Origin of the sequence: Halobacillus sp. ACCC02827 (assembly GCF_030291935.1) — a bacterium.
Classification (GTDB): domain Bacteria; phylum Bacillota; class Bacilli; order Bacillales; family Halobacillaceae; genus Halobacillus.
The window spans coordinates 1,829,618-1,845,190 of sequence record NZ_CP128168.1 but is presented as its reverse complement, the minus strand read 5'-3'; the positions used below and the strand labels follow the sequence as shown (position 1 = coordinate 1,845,190).

Sequence of the window (15,573 nt, the reverse complement as noted above, 5' to 3'; positions counted from 1 at the left end):
TGATAGAAGACACGCAAGCAGCGAGGAGGTTGGATCATGATTCATAAGACATGGGAACAAAACGAAACAACAAAACAGGTGGAGTGTATTCACAACGACGCCAAGAAATTTGTCGTCCACAATGTATTAACACCTGGAAAAGTATATGATGTCAAAAATGAGAGCGAAGAATTTTATTTTGTCATCGATAATTCCGGCCGCATGGGCGGATTTTATAAAGAATACTTTAAGGAAGTATAAACAGATAAGACCAGGAAGGGCGAAACCTTTCTGGTTTTTTTATGTTGCCGGTAGAATACTGCAGGAAAAAGCTGGACATCCTAATATCTGGTGGAGAGACAGACTTCGTTCCCTCCATAGTTAGGAACTGGTTTGCTGTTTTAATGAAGCTATACCAGAAAGTCCGTATATAAAGTGAAACAATTCACCAACTTTTCTTGTAAACACTCGATTCATCGGCGATAATGAAGGTAAGCTGATGGAAGGGGAGGATGAGTTTTTTATGGATAAATTGATAGTCGTTCGCCATAGTGAGACAGAAGGACAGCATGAAGATTCGCCGTTGACGAAACAGGGCATCAGGCAGGCACAAACACTTGCTTATTTCCTTGACCGCGCCGGTCATGAAGTAGACCGAATCATCTCCAGTCCTTTTTTACGGGCCGTTGAAACAATTAAACCCTATGCCAGAAAGAAAGGGCTAGAGGTGGAAACCGACGAACGGTTGGAAGAACGAGTATTAAGCCATGAACCACTCAATGACTGGGAAGAAGTTCTGCATGATACCTTCCAGGATCCTGAACTTAAGCTTTCCGGAGGAGAATCCTCGAAGGAAGCGAAGAAACGAGTCCTCTCCCTCATCGAAGAATTGGAGCAAGAGGATTGTGGGAACGTTCTCCTTGTGACACACGGGAATCTGCTCGCTTTACTTCTTCAAAAGTATAAACGCGAAATTGGATTCTATGAATGGAAGCGGCTGACGCGCCCGGATGTATTCCTCGTTCAGAAGTTTGGAGGGGAATATACCGTCGAGCGGATATGGGAGGACTGATGCCCAGGCATCGTCTTCTTTTTTTCACGCGCACGCGAAGAAAGTCGAATGATTACAGGAATTGCGATTTTTCGATAAAATCGTTATTATAGATGGTGGTGTTTATCTTAACCATTATCGGTGAATATAGTAATATAAGCACACGAACTCTATTCGTAAAGGAGGAGAAAATCGATGGCATTTGTAATTACATCCCCATGTAAAGATGAAAAAGCGGGAGAATGCATGGATGTGTGCCCGGTTGATTGTATCGAGGAAGGGAAAGATATGTTCTATATCGATCCTGCGATTTGCATAGATTGTGGTGCATGTGAAGCCGTTTGTCCGGTAGAAGCAATCTACATTGAAGACGAGGTACCGGAAGAAGAAACCCCATACATCGAAATTAACCGCAAGTTCTTTGAAGAACAGTAAGTAACATAACCAGGAACCGCCTCTCTATATAGAGAGGCGGTTTTTTTGATACCTCCCGGTGCATACTTTTCCCTTTATGCGGGTAGATACATAAAGAACTGTACTTACTTAGGAGGTAGGGATCTTGACGAATCTACAAAAAAAATCAGTTATCATAACCGGAGCGAGCAGTGGGATTGGAAAGGCGATCGCTCATGAACTCGCATCGAACGGGGCAAACGTTGTTCTTGCTGCCCGAAGATCTGAGCGTCTGAAAAAACTGGCCGATGCTATCGAATCGGAGCATGGAGTTGAGGCGAAGGTTGTAGAAACGGATGTGACGAAGCGGGAAGATGTCGAAAATCTTGTTCAAACGACAAAGGATACATTCGGTAGTGTAGATATCCTGATAAATAATGCTGGTGTCATGCTGTTGTCTTTTCTCAAGAATGATCACGTGGACGAGTGGGAACAAATGGTGGATGTAAACATCAAAGGTGTACTGTTCGGAATCCATGCAGCCCTACCGACAATGATCGAACAGAATACTGGACACATTATCAATGTTTCTTCGGTCGCAGGTCATGAAGTTTTCCCGTCGAGTACTGTGTATAGTGCAACAAAATATGCAGTAAAGGCACTTTCTATGGGGATGGAGAAGGAATTGTCGAAGACGGGTGTCCGTGTCACGAATATTTCCCCTGGAGCGGTGGAAACGGAATTGACGGATCACATTACAGACGGGGATGTGATTGAGATGTTTAAGGAGCGCAGCATGAAGCCGCTGGAAGCGGATGATATTGCCAAAGCTGTAGGATATGCGGTAAGTCAACCTGCTTCGGTCAACGTCAATGAAATTATTGTTCGCCCGATGAACCAGAAATAATGAAAAAAAGGCCGCAGCGGAACTGCGGTCTTTTAATGAATGACTTTAAATTTGTTATGCTGCTTAGAATCCTCCCGGTCTTCCTGGTCGATATGACGGATGGAGCTGAAGGGCGTCGGACCTTTGGAAATCTCATCGACAAAAGTGTTAAGTACCGTTTCTTCTCCTTCTGCTTCCATTAAGACGGTCCCGTCCGGCTGGTTTTTCACCCACCCGCATATGCCGAGGTAATCAGCCTTCTGCTTTGCTGCTGCCCGGAATCCAACGCCCTGGACTCTCCCGTGGATCGTCAGCCTCTTTCGTTTCATATGGTCTTACCCCTTTCTTTACAGGCTTCAGTGATATTGATTCCCTGAAAGGATCAAATAGAAACACAACAGGAGGTTGCTGGATGAAAGAAATAGATATCAGGAACGTATCCGATTTTTTTATAGGACAGACGGAAGATAACACCGGTACAACAGGGTGCACCGTCATCCTGAGTAAAGAAGGGGCGGTCGCTGGGGTTGACGTCCGTGGTGGTGCTCCTGGAACGAGGGAGACGGATCTAATGCGATCGGAAAATATGGTTCAAAAGGTACATGGGCTTTTTCTTGCTGGAGGAAGCGCATATGGTCTTTCTGCAGGAAGCGGGGTCATGCAGTGGCTGGAAGAACACCATATTGGGTTTGAGACAGGCCCGGTGAAGGTCCCCATTGTCCCGGGGGCTATTTTATATGATATTGATCCGTCCCGACCTGCTGTCCGTCCCGATGCAGCCATGGGCTATGAAGCGGCACGGATAGCGTGGGAGAACCCTCCCTTCAGCAATGGAAGATACGGTGCCGGTACTGGAGCGACAGTCGGAAAGCTCTTTGGGAGAGAGAACAGCATGAAGGGCGGCATCGGAAGTTATGCTTTCCAATCTGGAAAGGTGAAAGTAGGAGCGGTAATCGCAGTAAACTGTTTTGGTGATGTGGTTGACCCAGGCACGGGAAGAATAGTTGCCGGTCTGCATAAAAATGGAGAATTTCTGCGGACGGAAACACATTTGATGAATAACGTCTCCACGGCACCAGTCACTGATTCCTTCCAAGGGAATACGACGATCGGCGTTCTTCTGACTAATGCTTCGTTACATAAGTCGGAAGCTAATAAACTTGCATCCATCTCCCATAATGGGTTGGCTAGAACCATCCGTCCATCTCATACCTATGTAGATGGGGATACGCTTTTTACCATGCACGGGGATGAAGTAGCATGTGATGTTAACGGACTCGGGGCGATGGCTGCGTTCGCTGTTGAGAAAGCTGTGATTCGGGCATTTGAACACTAAAAAAAGAACGGAGAGGGTACCCATGCTTGTATTTGTTTATGGATCCTTGATGACAGGGATGGAAAACCATCATGTGTTGTCTCAGGCGCCCCTTCTCGCAAAGGAAGCACGTGTAAACGGAAGGCTATATGAAGGAGAATCCTATTATCCGCTGCTTGTGGAGGAGCCAGGAGCCTGGACATATGGGGAGTTGTATGAGGTCGATGAAAGAGACCTTGTTTCTCTCGATGCTTTGGAGGAATATGATCCGGAAACGGATAAGGGAACTTTTATAAGAAAAAGCCTTCCTGTCTGGACCGACAGTGGAAAGGAAGAAGCATATGTCTATGTCGCTTCTGAAGAGTCATTGGGAAAACCAGTAGCATCCGGCAATTGGAAAGTCCACCGCCTGTTGGTAAACGGGGGCTCCTGCTATTATTTTGCTTACGGTTCCTGTATGGATGATGAACGATTCGCAAAACATGGGGTCGATCGTCTATTTCAAAACGTTACCGGAAGAGGATCGGCGAAGGGCTACCGCCTTGGATTCACATACCCTCTTCCCGACGGAGCAAGGGCAGATCTTGTAGAAGCAGAAGGCATTGTTGAAGGTGTCGTGTATGAGATTAACGAGGAAGCAAGACAATACCTTTACAGGAGGGAAGGTGTCGACAGGGGCGGCTATCGACCGATGGTACTCCCTGTCGCCCTTGCTTCCGGAAACCAAGTGGAAGCTTTATCATTCACAGTCAGGGAAAAACAGCCGGAGAGTGCGCCCCCTTTCCATTATGCAAAAGAAATCCACAGGGGTGCCGGGCGGTATTTATCACGTTCGTATGTGGATGAAATAGAAAAGAGATTTGCAGAAGAAGTTTGCGGTGAAGAGTTCCGTGATTATTTGCTGAAAAGGAGCTGACATTCATGACTATGGCGACCTGGTCCCACTACAGGGCAAGGGATTTCTCTTCTCTTCCCTATATAGCATTCCAACGTTCACCCGGTAACAAAGAAGCGATCATTATGATTCATGGAATTACAGCTGAACTGGATCACCACAAGAAATTCGCATCTTTCTGTAAGCGAAAGGCAGATGTCTTCCTGCCCCTCCTTAGAGGATACGACCAGAAAGGAAAAAGAGGGGATATTGACTATTTGGGACAATATGATGACGATTTATCAGATTTTATCCACTTCATTCGGAAGCAGGGATACGGGCGGATTGTGCTTGCAGGCCACTCCATGGGATGCGCGAATATTTTGAGGTTGATGGATCTCCATCCGGATATAGCAGAGGAGTATCTATTCATTGCTCCCTTCTTCCATCCAACCCTTCCTGTCTATCATGACGATGCTACCGAACAAGGGAAGCCCGAAACAGATGTCGATTACGTCATTCATGACAAGAAAATGATTGCTCTCGTAGCGCTTCACAAAATGAACATACACCGCTTTGATGATGCGCATGTCGCAGAGATACCAGATGAATTCCATTACAGCAACCGTTTGAAACTAAGTTTCCGCCTGCTTCTGTCGAGGTTTCCGGAGAAGATCGTCAACGATCTGTTTTCCGGCATGGAAGATCGCGTTTCCATCTTTATCGGTGATGAGGATGAGGTTATTGTTCATCCACTCCTTAAGAATTGGGTGAAGGAGACGTGGGGATTGGACGTCCTGCTGATTCCAGGGGTTGACCATAACCATATCCTTCATCATTCTGATCTCCATCGCGTGATTGCAGGGCGTCATGCAGAGGAACAGTAAAGCATGAAGGATATTTATACGGACGTTTTTGCTTTTCGGGGGGGATACGGGGATTTCGGATATGAACAGGGCCGCGGGTTACAATCGTCCCGTCTTTTGAACTACCATAAGAACCGGCGTCCTCGTTCCGTTCGGCATTATAAGTCTGAAAAATCAGTGGTCAAGCATTTGCTGGATGAGTTTTTTCCTCCTTTATGGGAAGAACTGCTCGGTCTCGCAGAGGGACTTAAATGGTCCGTGGATGATGTCGTGCACGAATACAGCGGGTGGCAGCAGGAATGGGATAAGTCCGGCTGTTCGATTTTGACAGGCGATTCCTTTTTTACACGAAATTATGACTATCATCCGAAAACATATGAAGGCAGGTTTCTTATTTATGCTCCAACAAAAGGGACTCCCACCATCGGACCCGGACAGAGAATTCTAGGTCGTACGGATGGAATGAACGCCTACGGATTGTGTATCGGCTACAACTTTGTCAACCGTGTTCATCCTGGTGACGGGTTTATTTGCTGCACATTGACCAGAATCATACTTGAGACGTGCAGAACGACAGAAGAGGCCGTCGACATGCTGAAGAGGCTCCCTCACCGCCACTCCTTTAATTACGTGGTAACAGATTGCAATGGTGTGACAAAAACCATTGAAGGTTCCCCGCGAGGTGTCCGCATTCATGAGGCACTAGTTTGTACCAATCATTTTCTTCATTTGGAAAATGAAAACCGAAGGCACTTATCTGATTCGCATGAGCGTCTAGGTCATCTCATGGATGCGCAAAAAAGAATGAACGGAGAAGAGGCCTTCCGCTTTTTGAACGATACGACAGGACCGATATTTTCAAAACGCTATTCTCAGTGGTCCGGAACCATCCATACATGCAGTTATCAACCCAGAGATAAAATCGTTCGTTTTGGTTTGGGCGGGGATACCAGCGGGGTTTCTTTCGACTTTGGAGAATTCATGAACGGTAAAAGAATCCGTGTAAAAAAAGTCCTTGGGCATCTGGATACACAGGAGCCCATCCCGTACAACGATGATTTCCCTCTTGAGTAAGAGAGCGATTTCAGAGTAAAATGATGGGAGAATGTACGGGAAAAGGAGTTTGGAGATGACAACGATGACGGATTCTAAATTAGACCAACTAATGCATGTGTACGACTATTTATCTCAGGAAGGGGATGCAGCCTCTGCTGTCAAACTCTTGGACTTGATAGAAAAGGTGAAGGAAGAGGAAACAATAATCGGCTTTGCCGGCCATTTTTCAGCCGGTAAATCGACGCTGATCAACCGCCTTCTCGGCCATGAACTGCTCCCTTCCAGTCCCATCCCCACCAGTGCAAACATTGTCCGGTTAAAAACGGGGTCAGAAAAGACAATTGTATTTTTTGATCAGGAAGATCCTGTATGTTATGAAGAAAAAATTTCTATGGATATGGTAAAGGATTTATGCAGAGATGGAGATGCGGTGAAGGAACTGACGATTCAGAGGCCGGAAGGAGGACTGCCCTCCCATGTATCTGTTGTTGATACACCAGGAGTGGACTCTACTAATGATGCCGATCGACTGATCACGGAAGCCTCTTTGCATAAAATGGATTACATGTACTACGTGATGGATTACAACCACGTCCAGTCTGAAGTTAATCTGCAGTTTCTTGACGAAATGCAGCGTAGAAAGAAACCCTTTTCTCTCGTCATTAATCAGATCGATAAACACAAAGAAGAAGAGTTGACGTTCGAATCTTACAAACGGAGCATCGAGGCAGCCCTGAAAACATGGGGGATTCATCCGGAAGCTGTTTTTTATACGACAATGCGGGATTCGTCCCATCCGGAGAGTGATTGGGCAGAACTATCTCAACATTTCCGTGCCCTTTTTGACCTCGGTCCTTCCAAAGGTTCTCATCAGGCCGTGAAGGAAGCCGAAATGATCATGGAGGAAAGCGTTCGTACATATAAGGAAGAACGTTCCTCCTTCCTCGCAGATCTAAAAGAGCGGAAGCAGACGCTGTTGGATCAAGTGGAAAACAGCCCTGTGGACGAAGGTATCTTCCATGAGACAGAAGACCTTCTAAACAGAGGAATGGAAACATTTGAGGAACGTATCTTGAACTTCCTTCCTAATGCGTATTTAATGCCCAGTTCTCTTCGGGAATACGCAGAAGCTTTTCTCGAGGCACTGCAGCCGAACTTTAAAGTAGGCCTTCTTTTCTCCGGGAAGAAAACGGAGGAGGAACGAAAAAGACGGGAAGAAACATTTTATGAAAAATTGAACGCATCCATTCAAGAGAATCTGCAATGGCCTCTGCGGGAACGGATGCTGTCGATCATCGATACACAAGGCCTGCGTGCACCAGAATTGGTGAGTCAGGTACAGAATATGGATTTCCAATATCCTAAGGAGCGACTTCGTTCTTTAGTGGAAAGCGGTGCATCCGTTACCGGCGCATATGTGCTGCTTTATACAGATCAAATCGCTAAAGATATCCGACAGGAAATGAAAACTTATGTCGGTGCATGGAAAAGGGAATGGGAGGCAGCACTTAAGAGGCAGCAGCAGGAATGGAAAGACAAACACGAAGAAGCGTTTGCCGCTTATGAAGAAATTCAGCACATTAATCAAACAATACGTTCGCAGGAAGCGGAAATCGAGTCCTATGAAAACAGCCTTCGATCCCATTTCACGGGAAGTATCACATCCAGTGTAGAAGCGAAGGTGGAAAAGGATTTAGAGAACAGAAGGAAGCGGATAAAAGGTGAAACGGCGGGAGTGAGGATCACGCGGAAGAGTCGACAGGAAACAGAAGCTGGGGAGGATTTTTCCGATCAGGATCGCACATCTTCCTCCAGTATGATGCATGCAACGCTAGAACGAGTCGACCGGACGATTAATGCCATTGCACCGCTCGATGGACTCCAAAGTCTCCGTGAACAACTGCAAAGGAAGCGGGAAAGACTCAAGAACCGATCCTTTACCATCGCTTTATTCGGCGCATTCAGTGCAGGGAAATCGTCTTTTGCCAATGCGCTGCTTGGTGAATCGGTCCTGCCTGTATCGCCGAATCCAACAACGGCAACGATTAATAAGATTTCCCCACCGTCTATAGAAAAACCTGATCGGACGCTTGATGTGTACGTTAAAAATGAAAAAGAGATGATGGAAGACCTTGCGGATATCAGGAGACGGATGGGGCTTCAGAGAGAGACACTCGATCTTCTATATGAGGAAGTAAAGCAGAAAGGGACGCAGAGCGATCTTTTGGACCAGAAGCAGCTTTCTTTCCTGGAGGCATTCATGCAAGGCTACCATGAGATGAGGGAATATTTGGGGGCACGCATGGAAGCTCCCTTTGACGAGTTTACAAGTTACGTAGCAGATGAAAAGAAGTCCTGCTTCATTGAATCCATGGAATTGTTTTATGATTGTGCTTGGACAAAGGCGGGAATCACGCTTGTTGATACGCCCGGCGCAGACTCCGTAAATGCAAGGCACACAGATGTTAGTTTTAAATACATTAAGGATGCAGATGCTGTTTTGTTCGTTACTTATTATAACCACCCATTCTCTCAAGCGGATCAATCCTTTTTGACGCAGCTCGGCAGGGTGAAGGACAGTTTTGCCATGGATAAGATGTTCTTCCTTTTGAATGCGGCAGATTTAGCAGCGTCCGAGGAGGAACTTCAGCAGGTCGAGATGTACATGAAAGAGCAGCTGCTTGGTTTCCAAATCCGTAAACCGCGGCTCTATTCCGTCTCAAGCCTGCTCGCCTTGAAAGAAAAGCAACAGAAGGAACATTTGTCATCTGGAATGGAAGCTTTTGAAGCAAAGTTTCGAAGTTTTCTTAATGAAGAGCTTGCTTCCGTTTTGATTCAATCGATGGAAGCGGATGTTTCAACAGCTAAGCAGATGGTCGAGGCGTTTATATCAACGAGCCGGATGAATGAAGGACAAAGGAAAGAAGAGAAACGGTTGTTGGAAAGACAAAAGGCTTCTGCGCTGGCTCTGTTCCATAAGGAGGAGCCGGTTGGAGCGAAAGAGGCGGTTCGTAATAAAGTGGCGAAGCAACTGCATTATGTCCAGGAGCGGATGCTGCTTAATTACAACGATTTCTTTAAACAGTTTTTCAATCCTGCCGTAATCAACGGCAGGGGGCAGGATATGAGAGAACAGGTTTTAGAAGCATACCGGAAACATGCAGAAGCGGTGGAATTTGAATTGAATCAGGAACTGAAAGCTGTATGTCTACGGATGGAACAGACACTCAGGGAGTTAACTGCCAGCCACATGATGAAGGTTAATCAGGATCTTAAACAGGTCAAAGAAAGTATCCACTTAGAACAGCCGGAATGGCCGGATGTTCCTCTCCCAGCCATTCATGCCGACCTTCACATCGATCCGCAAGCCGAGAAAGAATCGAAAAAAGCAGTCAAGAGCACGAGAGCCTTCTTCGAACGTAATGAAAAAGAAGCACTGAGGGACACGCTTCTCTCCTATATTAGAGATGCATTAAGCGATTCGATCGGTGGCCAAAGCGGCATTGTAACCAGGCATTACCAAGAGCAGTGGGACCAATTGTTTATGCAACTCCAGAGCGAGTGGATGCATCAGACGCAGGATAGTTTTGACCGACTGTTGTACCCGTTGGAAAACCCTATTGATGTAGCCCATCTCGAAGCAGTTTATAAGCAATTAAAATAAATGAGAAACGGTCTGCCGTCTGACGGGGGCCGTTTTTTTATAATAAACTCATGATGATGGATCAATCAGCATAGAATGCTAAGGAAAGGGAGGTGACGTATATATGTATCCATATTCCCATCCTTATCAGGGACAAGGCATGTATCGTCAGACGTATGCATCTGAAACGGCACAGGCGTCCCTGCTTGCAAGTCCACTTGCTCCGGACTTAAAAGGGGCGGTTCAATTCTATCAGATGCCTTACGGCGTGGAAGTTTTTGTTCAAGTAGAAGGACTGCCGGCTTTCCAGGCGTCGAAGAACGGAGCACAAATCGGCCCGCACGGGTTCCACATCCATGAAAAAGGTGTTTGTGAGATCGGAGATGGCAAAGAACCTTTTGCATCTGCGGGAGGCCACTGGAATCCGGACAATGAGCCTCATGGAAACCACGCAGGTGATTTTCCAGTTCTGTTTTCCAATGAAGGCAGAGCGAGAATGATTTTCTTTACCGATCGTTTTCGAGTAGAGGATGTGATCGGTAAGGCGATCATCATCCATCAAGGTCCCGACGATTACCAATCGCAGCCGAGTGGAAACGCGGGAAAGAGAATTGCTTGTGGAATTATAGAAAGAATGGAATAAAATACGCCTTCATGGATATAATGTAATAAGCAGGGGCGCGAGGCGTCTATACTTGACTTCACCGGTGAGTCATAGTATAGTTTAGACAAGGTTTCCATTTGCCAAATTTAAGAAAATACATGTTATAAAGAGTGATCCTTTTTAGGGTACTTTTCATAATATGTGATTTTCATGAATGAACGCATATTAATTTTAGAAATATTGGAGGATCCATCCCTATGAAAACAGGTACAGTTAAGTGGTTCAACGCGGAAAAAGGTTTCGGTTTCATCGAAGTTGAGGGCGAAGACGATGTATTCGTACACTTCAGCGCGATCAACGAAGAAGGCTTCAAATCTCTTGAAGAAGGTCAAGCTGTAGAGTTTGAAGTTACAGAAGGAAACCGCGGGCCACAGGCTGCAAACGTAACAAAAATATAAAAACACAAATATAAAGAGACTGGCTTTTCGGGTCAGTCTCTTTTATATCATTTCAAGTCTAAAGGAGGCTACATCATGGCTTTCGGTAAAAAAAACCAGGCTGAAATCAAAGAAGAAGATACAAAAATCTGGGTGTGTACATCCGATGATTGTAACTGTTGGATGAGAGATAACTTTAGAACGAATGATGATAAGAAGTGTCCTATGTGCGGCAGCCCGATGGAGGAAGAAAACAAAGTCCTTCAGGTTGTGGAAAATAACAGTCTCTACTATAAATCCCAATCATAAAGAAAAGCGGTTGCCATGGAGCAATCGCTTTTCTTTTCTTCTGTTCATTCCGAGGGGATGAATGTTATAATTCTTAATGGTCTACTACGTTAACACTGGAGGATTAATTTATGCTGAATGTAAACAATGTGAGTCTTCGTTTCGGAGATCAAAAGCTGTTCGAAGATGTCAATATAAAGTTCACGCCTGGTAACTGTTATGGACTTATCGGTGCGAATGGTGCAGGGAAATCAACGTTTCTGAAAATTTTGAGCGGGGAGATCGAACCGCAGACGGGAGAAGTATCGCTGAAGAAAGATCAGCGCCTTGCTGTCTTGAAGCAGAACCATTTCGAATATGACGATTACGCCGTACTCGAAACCGTTATTATGGGACATGCCCGTTTGTATGAAGTGATGAAAGAGAAAGATGCCATTTATATGAAGGGCGACTTCACCGAAGAAGACGGTATGCGTGCAGCGGAACTCGAAGGAGAATTCGCTGAAATGAATGGTTGGGAAGCGGATTCTGATGCTGCCCGCCTTCTCAAGGGGCTTGGGATCGATGAAGATCTTCATGAGAAGAAGATGAGTGAGCTGGAGGGCTCTGATAAAGTGAAAGTGCTTCTTGCACAAGCTCTTTTTGGAAATCCGGATGTCCTTCTTCTGGATGAGCCTACCAACCACCTGGACATTAAAGCGATTCAATGGCTGGAAGATTTCCTCATCGGTTTTGAAAATACGGTCATTGTCGTATCCCACGACCGCCACTTCCTGAACAATGTTTGTACACATATTGCAGACCTTGATTTCGGTAAGATCCAGATTTATGTAGGCAACTATGATTTCTGGTATGAATCCAGCCAGCTGGCTCTCAAAATGGCTCAGGAACAAAACAAGAAAAAGGAAGAAAAGATTAACGATTTGAAGGAATTTATCGCTCGTTTCAGTGCGAACGCTTCTAAATCGAAGCAAGCGACGTCCAGGAAGAAGCTGCTGGAGAAAATTACATTAGATGATATTCAGCCTTCTTCAAGGAAATATCCTTACATCGCTTTCCAAGCGGATAGGGAAATCGGGAATGACTTGTTGACGGTAGAAAACCTTACAAAAACTATAGACGGCGTCAAAGTGCTGGACGGGATCAGCTTCACTTTGAACAAAGATGATAAAGTTGCCTTCGTCGGTTCCAATGAAGTGGCGAAAACGACGTTGTTCCAAATTCTGACGGGTGAAATGGAACCGGATGAAGGAACCTATAAGTGGGGGATCACAACTTCACAAAGCTATTTCCCTAAGGATAACTCTGAATTCTTTGAAGGCTCGGAGCTCAGCCTTGTTGAATGGCTGCGCCAGTATTCGCCAGAGGATGAAACAGAAACATTCCTGCGTGGTTTCCTCGGTAGGATGCTGTTTTCTGGAGAAGAAGCGTTGAAAAAGGCGAAAGTCTTGTCTGGGGGAGAGAAAGTACGTTGTATGCTTTCCAAAATGATGCTTTCCGGTTCGAACGTTCTTCTGTTGGATGAACCGACCAACCACCTTGATTTGGAATCTATTACAGCATTGAACAAAGGGTTGATTAACTTTAAAGGTTCCATCCTTTTCGCTTCCCATGACCATGAGTTCATTCAGACGATTGCCAACCGCATTATCGAAGTGGCTCCTAACGGTATTGTAGACAAAGAGATGAGCTATGATGAGTTTCTGGAAGATGCGGAAGTTCAAAAGCAAGTTAAAAAAATGTACGCTTAATAGAGAGAAAGCATCTGTTCTTAGCAATAAGACAGGTGCTTTTTTTTGATAAATTATGTTTTATTTCTTACAGTCGTGGTATCAATAATGTAAGAAAAAAGAAAATATATTCCGTAAATTCTGTCGATAAAAGGCTCTATGAGGGTATTTTTGGCATTTTCATGCTACGAATGCCCTTTTTGTAATGGGACTGAAATATAGATGTTATCTTTGCAATCAAACTGTTGCTTGTTTGTTCTTAAAATCCATGAAGATTCTGGTATTCTTGTAAATGTGACCTGATCACGGGGCAAGTACGAAGGTGATCGACCAAACAAGAGGAGGCAGAATCTCATGAAAAAAACCGTATTTTCTGTTGCAGCTACCGTAGCACTTACCGGTGCATTTGCGACATCTGTCAGTGCCGAAGAATATAGTATCAACAAGGGTGACACCCTTTGGAGTATTTCACAAAAACATAACGTATCTGTAAATGATTTGAAATCTTGGAACGGCTTGAATTCTAATATCATCTATCCTAATCAAACGTTAACAGTATCCAATGACGCAACGAACTCTACATCTCCTAAATCTTCGAACGCATCCACGTACACAGTGAAGTCCGGAGATACGTTGTTCGCCATTAGCCAAAAATTCAATATTTCCGTAGATCAGTTGATGGCGTGGAACAACCTATCTTCCACCCTCATTTACCCTGGTGACCAATTCAAAGTAGACGGTCAGGCATCTGTCCAGCCGAAAGCATCTGCTCCTAGCACAACGGAACAGCCGGAAGCAAGCGCGCCGAAAGAAACGAGCGCACCTAAAGAGGCAAGCGCACCTAAAGAGAGTACCAAAGAAGCTGTTCAGACAAACACTTCCAATAAAGGTACAAGCAATGATGTAGTCAAAGAAATCACTGCTTCTGCTACTGCTTACACAGCAAACTGTGCTGGATGCAGCGGTGTAACGGCAACAGGAATCGACTTGAAAGCGAATCCTGACCTTAAAGTAATCGCCGTTGACCCTAACGTTATCCCGCTTGGTTCTAAGGTGTATGTAGAAGGTTATGGTACAGCGATTGCTGGAGACACCGGCGGAGCTATCAACGGAAACAAAATTGATGTTTACATGAAGGATCGTGCTTCTGCACTTGATTTCGGACGCAAGACAGTAAAAGTTCAAGTTCTAGCTGACTAAAACGGAAGTATTGCCCCTTCTTTTTACAGCTATCTTCTATCTTTTATAATATCAAGCCCTTTGTCTATCACCGACAAAGGGCTTTTTATTTTGGAGTCAATATAGTTGGATCCACGGTTCCTTCTTGGTAGACTAATAGCATCTTGACACGGAAAGGGGTACGTTAATTATGAAAGCAATTGTCCACGAACGAAAAGATGGTTTGGAAGGTCTTCAATATAAGGAAATGAATATGGAGCGGCCGACAGGTAAGGATGTATTAATTAAGGTACATACAGCAGGTATGAACAGAAGAGATGTAGCTGTGGTTACAAAGAGGCATAAAGGAACGGATGCGCCATTAATTCCCGGATCTGATGCCTCGGGAGTTATCGAAGCGGTTGGAGAGGATGTACAGCGATTTCGAGAGGGGGACGAAGTAGTTATTAATCCTGGTCTCGGTTGGGAAAAGAAAAGCGAATATCCTCCGGAAGGGTTTGAAATTGTAGGGTTGCCGGATCATGGAGCATTTGCTGAATATTACTGCTGTTCCGAAGCACACGTAGAAAAGAAACCGTCGCATCTATCTTTCGAAGAAGCCGGAGTTCTTCCATTAGCTGCTCTTACAGCCTACCGCGCTTTAGTGACCAGGGGGCAAATTAAAGCAGGTCAGACGGTGTTGTTACCCGGCATCGGAAGTGGTGTCCTTACCTTTGCTCTTAAATTCGCCAAAGCGAAAGGAGCTCGTGTTATCGTAACATCCCGTTCGAAAGAAAAGCTGGAGGCAGCGCTTTCGATCGGTGCAGATGCTGCAGTTATGACAGAAAGCGATTGGAAAGAGGAGCTCGCGGAAGAAACGATTGATTTGTCTATCGAAAGCATCGGCAAGGCTACATTCCATAAATCTTTGGAGGTCCTGAGAAAAGGAGGAACGCTTGTTACTTTTGGAGCGACGACGGAGGATGAAGTAACCATTGATATCCGGAAGTTTTTTTATGCTCAGCAAAACATTCTCGGATCAACCATGGGAAGTGCGGAGGAGTTCCGGGAAATGCTTTCATTCATTGAAGAGAATGACATTCATCCTCAGGTAGACAAGCTGTTTAAGCCCGATCAACCTGTTGAGGCATTTGAGTATTTAAAGAACAGCGGTAATTTCGGAAAAATCGGCTTCCGTTTTCAATAATCATCCCACTTAAAACTTAGTAGCAACTCCGAATGAAATAAAAAAACATACAATAAGCGAACGAATGTGCGTAATAGTCGACAAAA

General features: G+C 45.1%; 16 protein-coding genes. 15 read left to right on the top strand and 1 reads right to left on the bottom strand.

Features of this window, described 5'->3' with window-relative positions:
* Nucleotides 1-36 precede the first annotated feature (36 nt).
* The 4 genes from QRD89_RS09790 (at nucleotide 37) to QRD89_RS09775 (ending at nucleotide 2,330) form a co-directional block, all read left to right on the top strand.
* The gene (locus QRD89_RS09790) at nucleotides 37-240 is read left to right on the top strand and encodes a DUF6501 family protein (protein ID WP_026577395.1); all 204 of its coding nucleotides are present in this window, start codon (nucleotides 37-39) and stop codon (nucleotides 238-240) included.
* A 262-nt stretch (nucleotides 241-502) separates the two neighbouring features.
* On the top strand, nucleotides 503-1,051 hold the full coding sequence (locus QRD89_RS09785; protein ID WP_008640009.1) for a histidine phosphatase family protein: 549 nt from the start codon (nucleotides 503-505) through the stop codon (nucleotides 1,049-1,051).
* 174 nt (nucleotides 1,052-1,225) lie between these two features.
* Entirely contained in the window at nucleotides 1,226-1,465 is a 240-nt protein-coding gene (locus QRD89_RS09780) for a ferredoxin family protein (protein ID WP_008640010.1), read from the top strand.
* Nucleotides 1,466-1,589: 124 nt separating this feature from the next.
* Complete coding sequence (locus QRD89_RS09775; protein ID WP_008640011.1) at nucleotides 1,590-2,330, top strand: SDR family oxidoreductase; 741 nt, start codon at nucleotides 1,590-1,592, stop codon at nucleotides 2,328-2,330.
* Nucleotides 2,331-2,362: 32 nt separating this feature from the next.
* Here QRD89_RS09775 and QRD89_RS09770 read toward each other — a convergent pair whose 3' ends face one another.
* On the bottom strand, nucleotides 2,363-2,638 hold the full coding sequence (locus QRD89_RS09770) for an acylphosphatase (RefSeq protein ID WP_008640012.1): 276 nt from the start codon (nucleotides 2,636-2,638) through the stop codon (nucleotides 2,363-2,365).
* A gap of 83 nt (nucleotides 2,639-2,721) precedes the next feature.
* On the opposite strand from QRD89_RS09770, the gene QRD89_RS09765 reads away from it, so the two are divergent.
* The 11 genes from QRD89_RS09765 (at nucleotide 2,722) to QRD89_RS09715 (ending at nucleotide 15,487) form a co-directional block, all read left to right on the top strand.
* Nucleotides 2,722-3,645, top strand: a complete 924-nt coding sequence (locus QRD89_RS09765) for a P1 family peptidase (protein ID WP_286095156.1) — start codon at nucleotides 2,722-2,724, stop codon at nucleotides 3,643-3,645.
* A 22-nt stretch (nucleotides 3,646-3,667) separates the two neighbouring features.
* Entirely contained in the window at nucleotides 3,668-4,540 is an 873-nt protein-coding gene (locus QRD89_RS09760; RefSeq protein ID WP_286095155.1) for a gamma-glutamylcyclotransferase family protein, read from the top strand.
* Between the two features lie 5 nt (nucleotides 4,541-4,545).
* Nucleotides 4,546-5,385 carry an alpha/beta hydrolase gene (locus QRD89_RS09755; protein ID WP_026577398.1) on the top strand — a complete coding sequence of 280 codons (840 nt, stop codon included), beginning with the start codon at nucleotides 4,546-4,548 and terminating at the stop codon, nucleotides 5,383-5,385.
* A gap of 3 nt (nucleotides 5,386-5,388) precedes the next feature.
* Nucleotides 5,389-6,438: a C45 family autoproteolytic acyltransferase/hydrolase gene (locus QRD89_RS09750; protein WP_286095154.1), complete on the top strand. Its 1,050-nt coding sequence runs from the start codon at nucleotides 5,389-5,391 to the stop codon at nucleotides 6,436-6,438.
* A 55-nt stretch (nucleotides 6,439-6,493) separates the two neighbouring features.
* Nucleotides 6,494-10,084: a dynamin family protein gene (locus QRD89_RS09745; RefSeq protein WP_286096800.1), complete on the top strand. Its 3,591-nt coding sequence runs from the start codon at nucleotides 6,494-6,496 to the stop codon at nucleotides 10,082-10,084.
* Nucleotides 10,085-10,187: 103 nt separating this feature from the next.
* The gene (locus tag QRD89_RS09740) at nucleotides 10,188-10,706 is read left to right on the top strand and encodes a superoxide dismutase family protein (RefSeq protein WP_008640021.1); all 519 of its coding nucleotides are present in this window, start codon (nucleotides 10,188-10,190) and stop codon (nucleotides 10,704-10,706) included.
* A 218-nt stretch (nucleotides 10,707-10,924) separates the two neighbouring features.
* The gene (locus QRD89_RS09735; protein ID WP_008640023.1) at nucleotides 10,925-11,125 is read left to right on the top strand and encodes a cold-shock protein; all 201 of its coding nucleotides are present in this window, start codon (nucleotides 10,925-10,927) and stop codon (nucleotides 11,123-11,125) included.
* A gap of 75 nt (nucleotides 11,126-11,200) precedes the next feature.
* On the top strand, nucleotides 11,201-11,413 hold the full coding sequence (locus tag QRD89_RS09730; RefSeq protein WP_026577401.1) for a cold-shock protein: 213 nt from the start codon (nucleotides 11,201-11,203) through the stop codon (nucleotides 11,411-11,413).
* 110 nt (nucleotides 11,414-11,523) lie between these two features.
* Nucleotides 11,524-13,143: an ABC-F family ATP-binding cassette domain-containing protein gene (locus QRD89_RS09725; protein WP_008640025.1), complete on the top strand. Its 1,620-nt coding sequence runs from the start codon at nucleotides 11,524-11,526 to the stop codon at nucleotides 13,141-13,143.
* 333 nt (nucleotides 13,144-13,476) lie between these two features.
* Nucleotides 13,477-14,322 carry a LysM peptidoglycan-binding and 3D domain-containing protein gene (locus tag QRD89_RS09720; protein WP_026577402.1) on the top strand — a complete coding sequence of 282 codons (846 nt, stop codon included), beginning with the start codon at nucleotides 13,477-13,479 and terminating at the stop codon, nucleotides 14,320-14,322.
* A gap of 169 nt (nucleotides 14,323-14,491) precedes the next feature.
* The gene (locus tag QRD89_RS09715) at nucleotides 14,492-15,487 is read left to right on the top strand and encodes a zinc-binding dehydrogenase (protein WP_286096799.1); all 996 of its coding nucleotides are present in this window, start codon (nucleotides 14,492-14,494) and stop codon (nucleotides 15,485-15,487) included.
* Nucleotides 15,488-15,573 lie beyond the last annotated feature (86 nt).

Coding starts and splice junctions, on each gene's coding strand:
- QRD89_RS09790 (WP_026577395.1), top strand. CDS start 37: ATGATTCATAAGACATGGGAACAAAACGAAACAACAAAACAGGTGGAG.
- QRD89_RS09785 (WP_008640009.1), top strand. CDS start 503: ATGGATAAATTGATAGTCGTTCGCCATAGTGAGACAGAAGGACAGCAT.
- QRD89_RS09780 (WP_008640010.1), top strand. CDS start 1,226: ATGGCATTTGTAATTACATCCCCATGTAAAGATGAAAAAGCGGGAGAA.
- QRD89_RS09770 (WP_008640012.1), bottom strand. CDS start 2,638: ATGAAACGAAAGAGGCTGACGATCCACGGGAGAGTCCAGGGCGTTGGA.
- QRD89_RS09765 (WP_286095156.1), top strand. CDS start 2,722: ATGAAAGAAATAGATATCAGGAACGTATCCGATTTTTTTATAGGACAG.
- QRD89_RS09760 (WP_286095155.1), top strand. CDS start 3,668: ATGCTTGTATTTGTTTATGGATCCTTGATGACAGGGATGGAAAACCAT.
- QRD89_RS09755 (WP_026577398.1), top strand. CDS start 4,546: ATGACTATGGCGACCTGGTCCCACTACAGGGCAAGGGATTTCTCTTCT.
- QRD89_RS09750 (WP_286095154.1), top strand. CDS start 5,389: ATGAAGGATATTTATACGGACGTTTTTGCTTTTCGGGGGGGATACGGG.
- QRD89_RS09745 (WP_286096800.1), top strand. CDS start 6,494: ATGACAACGATGACGGATTCTAAATTAGACCAACTAATGCATGTGTAC.
- QRD89_RS09740 (WP_008640021.1), top strand. CDS start 10,188: ATGTATCCATATTCCCATCCTTATCAGGGACAAGGCATGTATCGTCAG.
- QRD89_RS09735 (WP_008640023.1), top strand. CDS start 10,925: ATGAAAACAGGTACAGTTAAGTGGTTCAACGCGGAAAAAGGTTTCGGT.
- QRD89_RS09730 (WP_026577401.1), top strand. CDS start 11,201: ATGGCTTTCGGTAAAAAAAACCAGGCTGAAATCAAAGAAGAAGATACA.
- QRD89_RS09725 (WP_008640025.1), top strand. CDS start 11,524: ATGCTGAATGTAAACAATGTGAGTCTTCGTTTCGGAGATCAAAAGCTG.
- QRD89_RS09720 (WP_026577402.1), top strand. CDS start 13,477: ATGAAAAAAACCGTATTTTCTGTTGCAGCTACCGTAGCACTTACCGGT.
- QRD89_RS09715 (WP_286096799.1), top strand. CDS start 14,492: ATGAAAGCAATTGTCCACGAACGAAAAGATGGTTTGGAAGGTCTTCAA.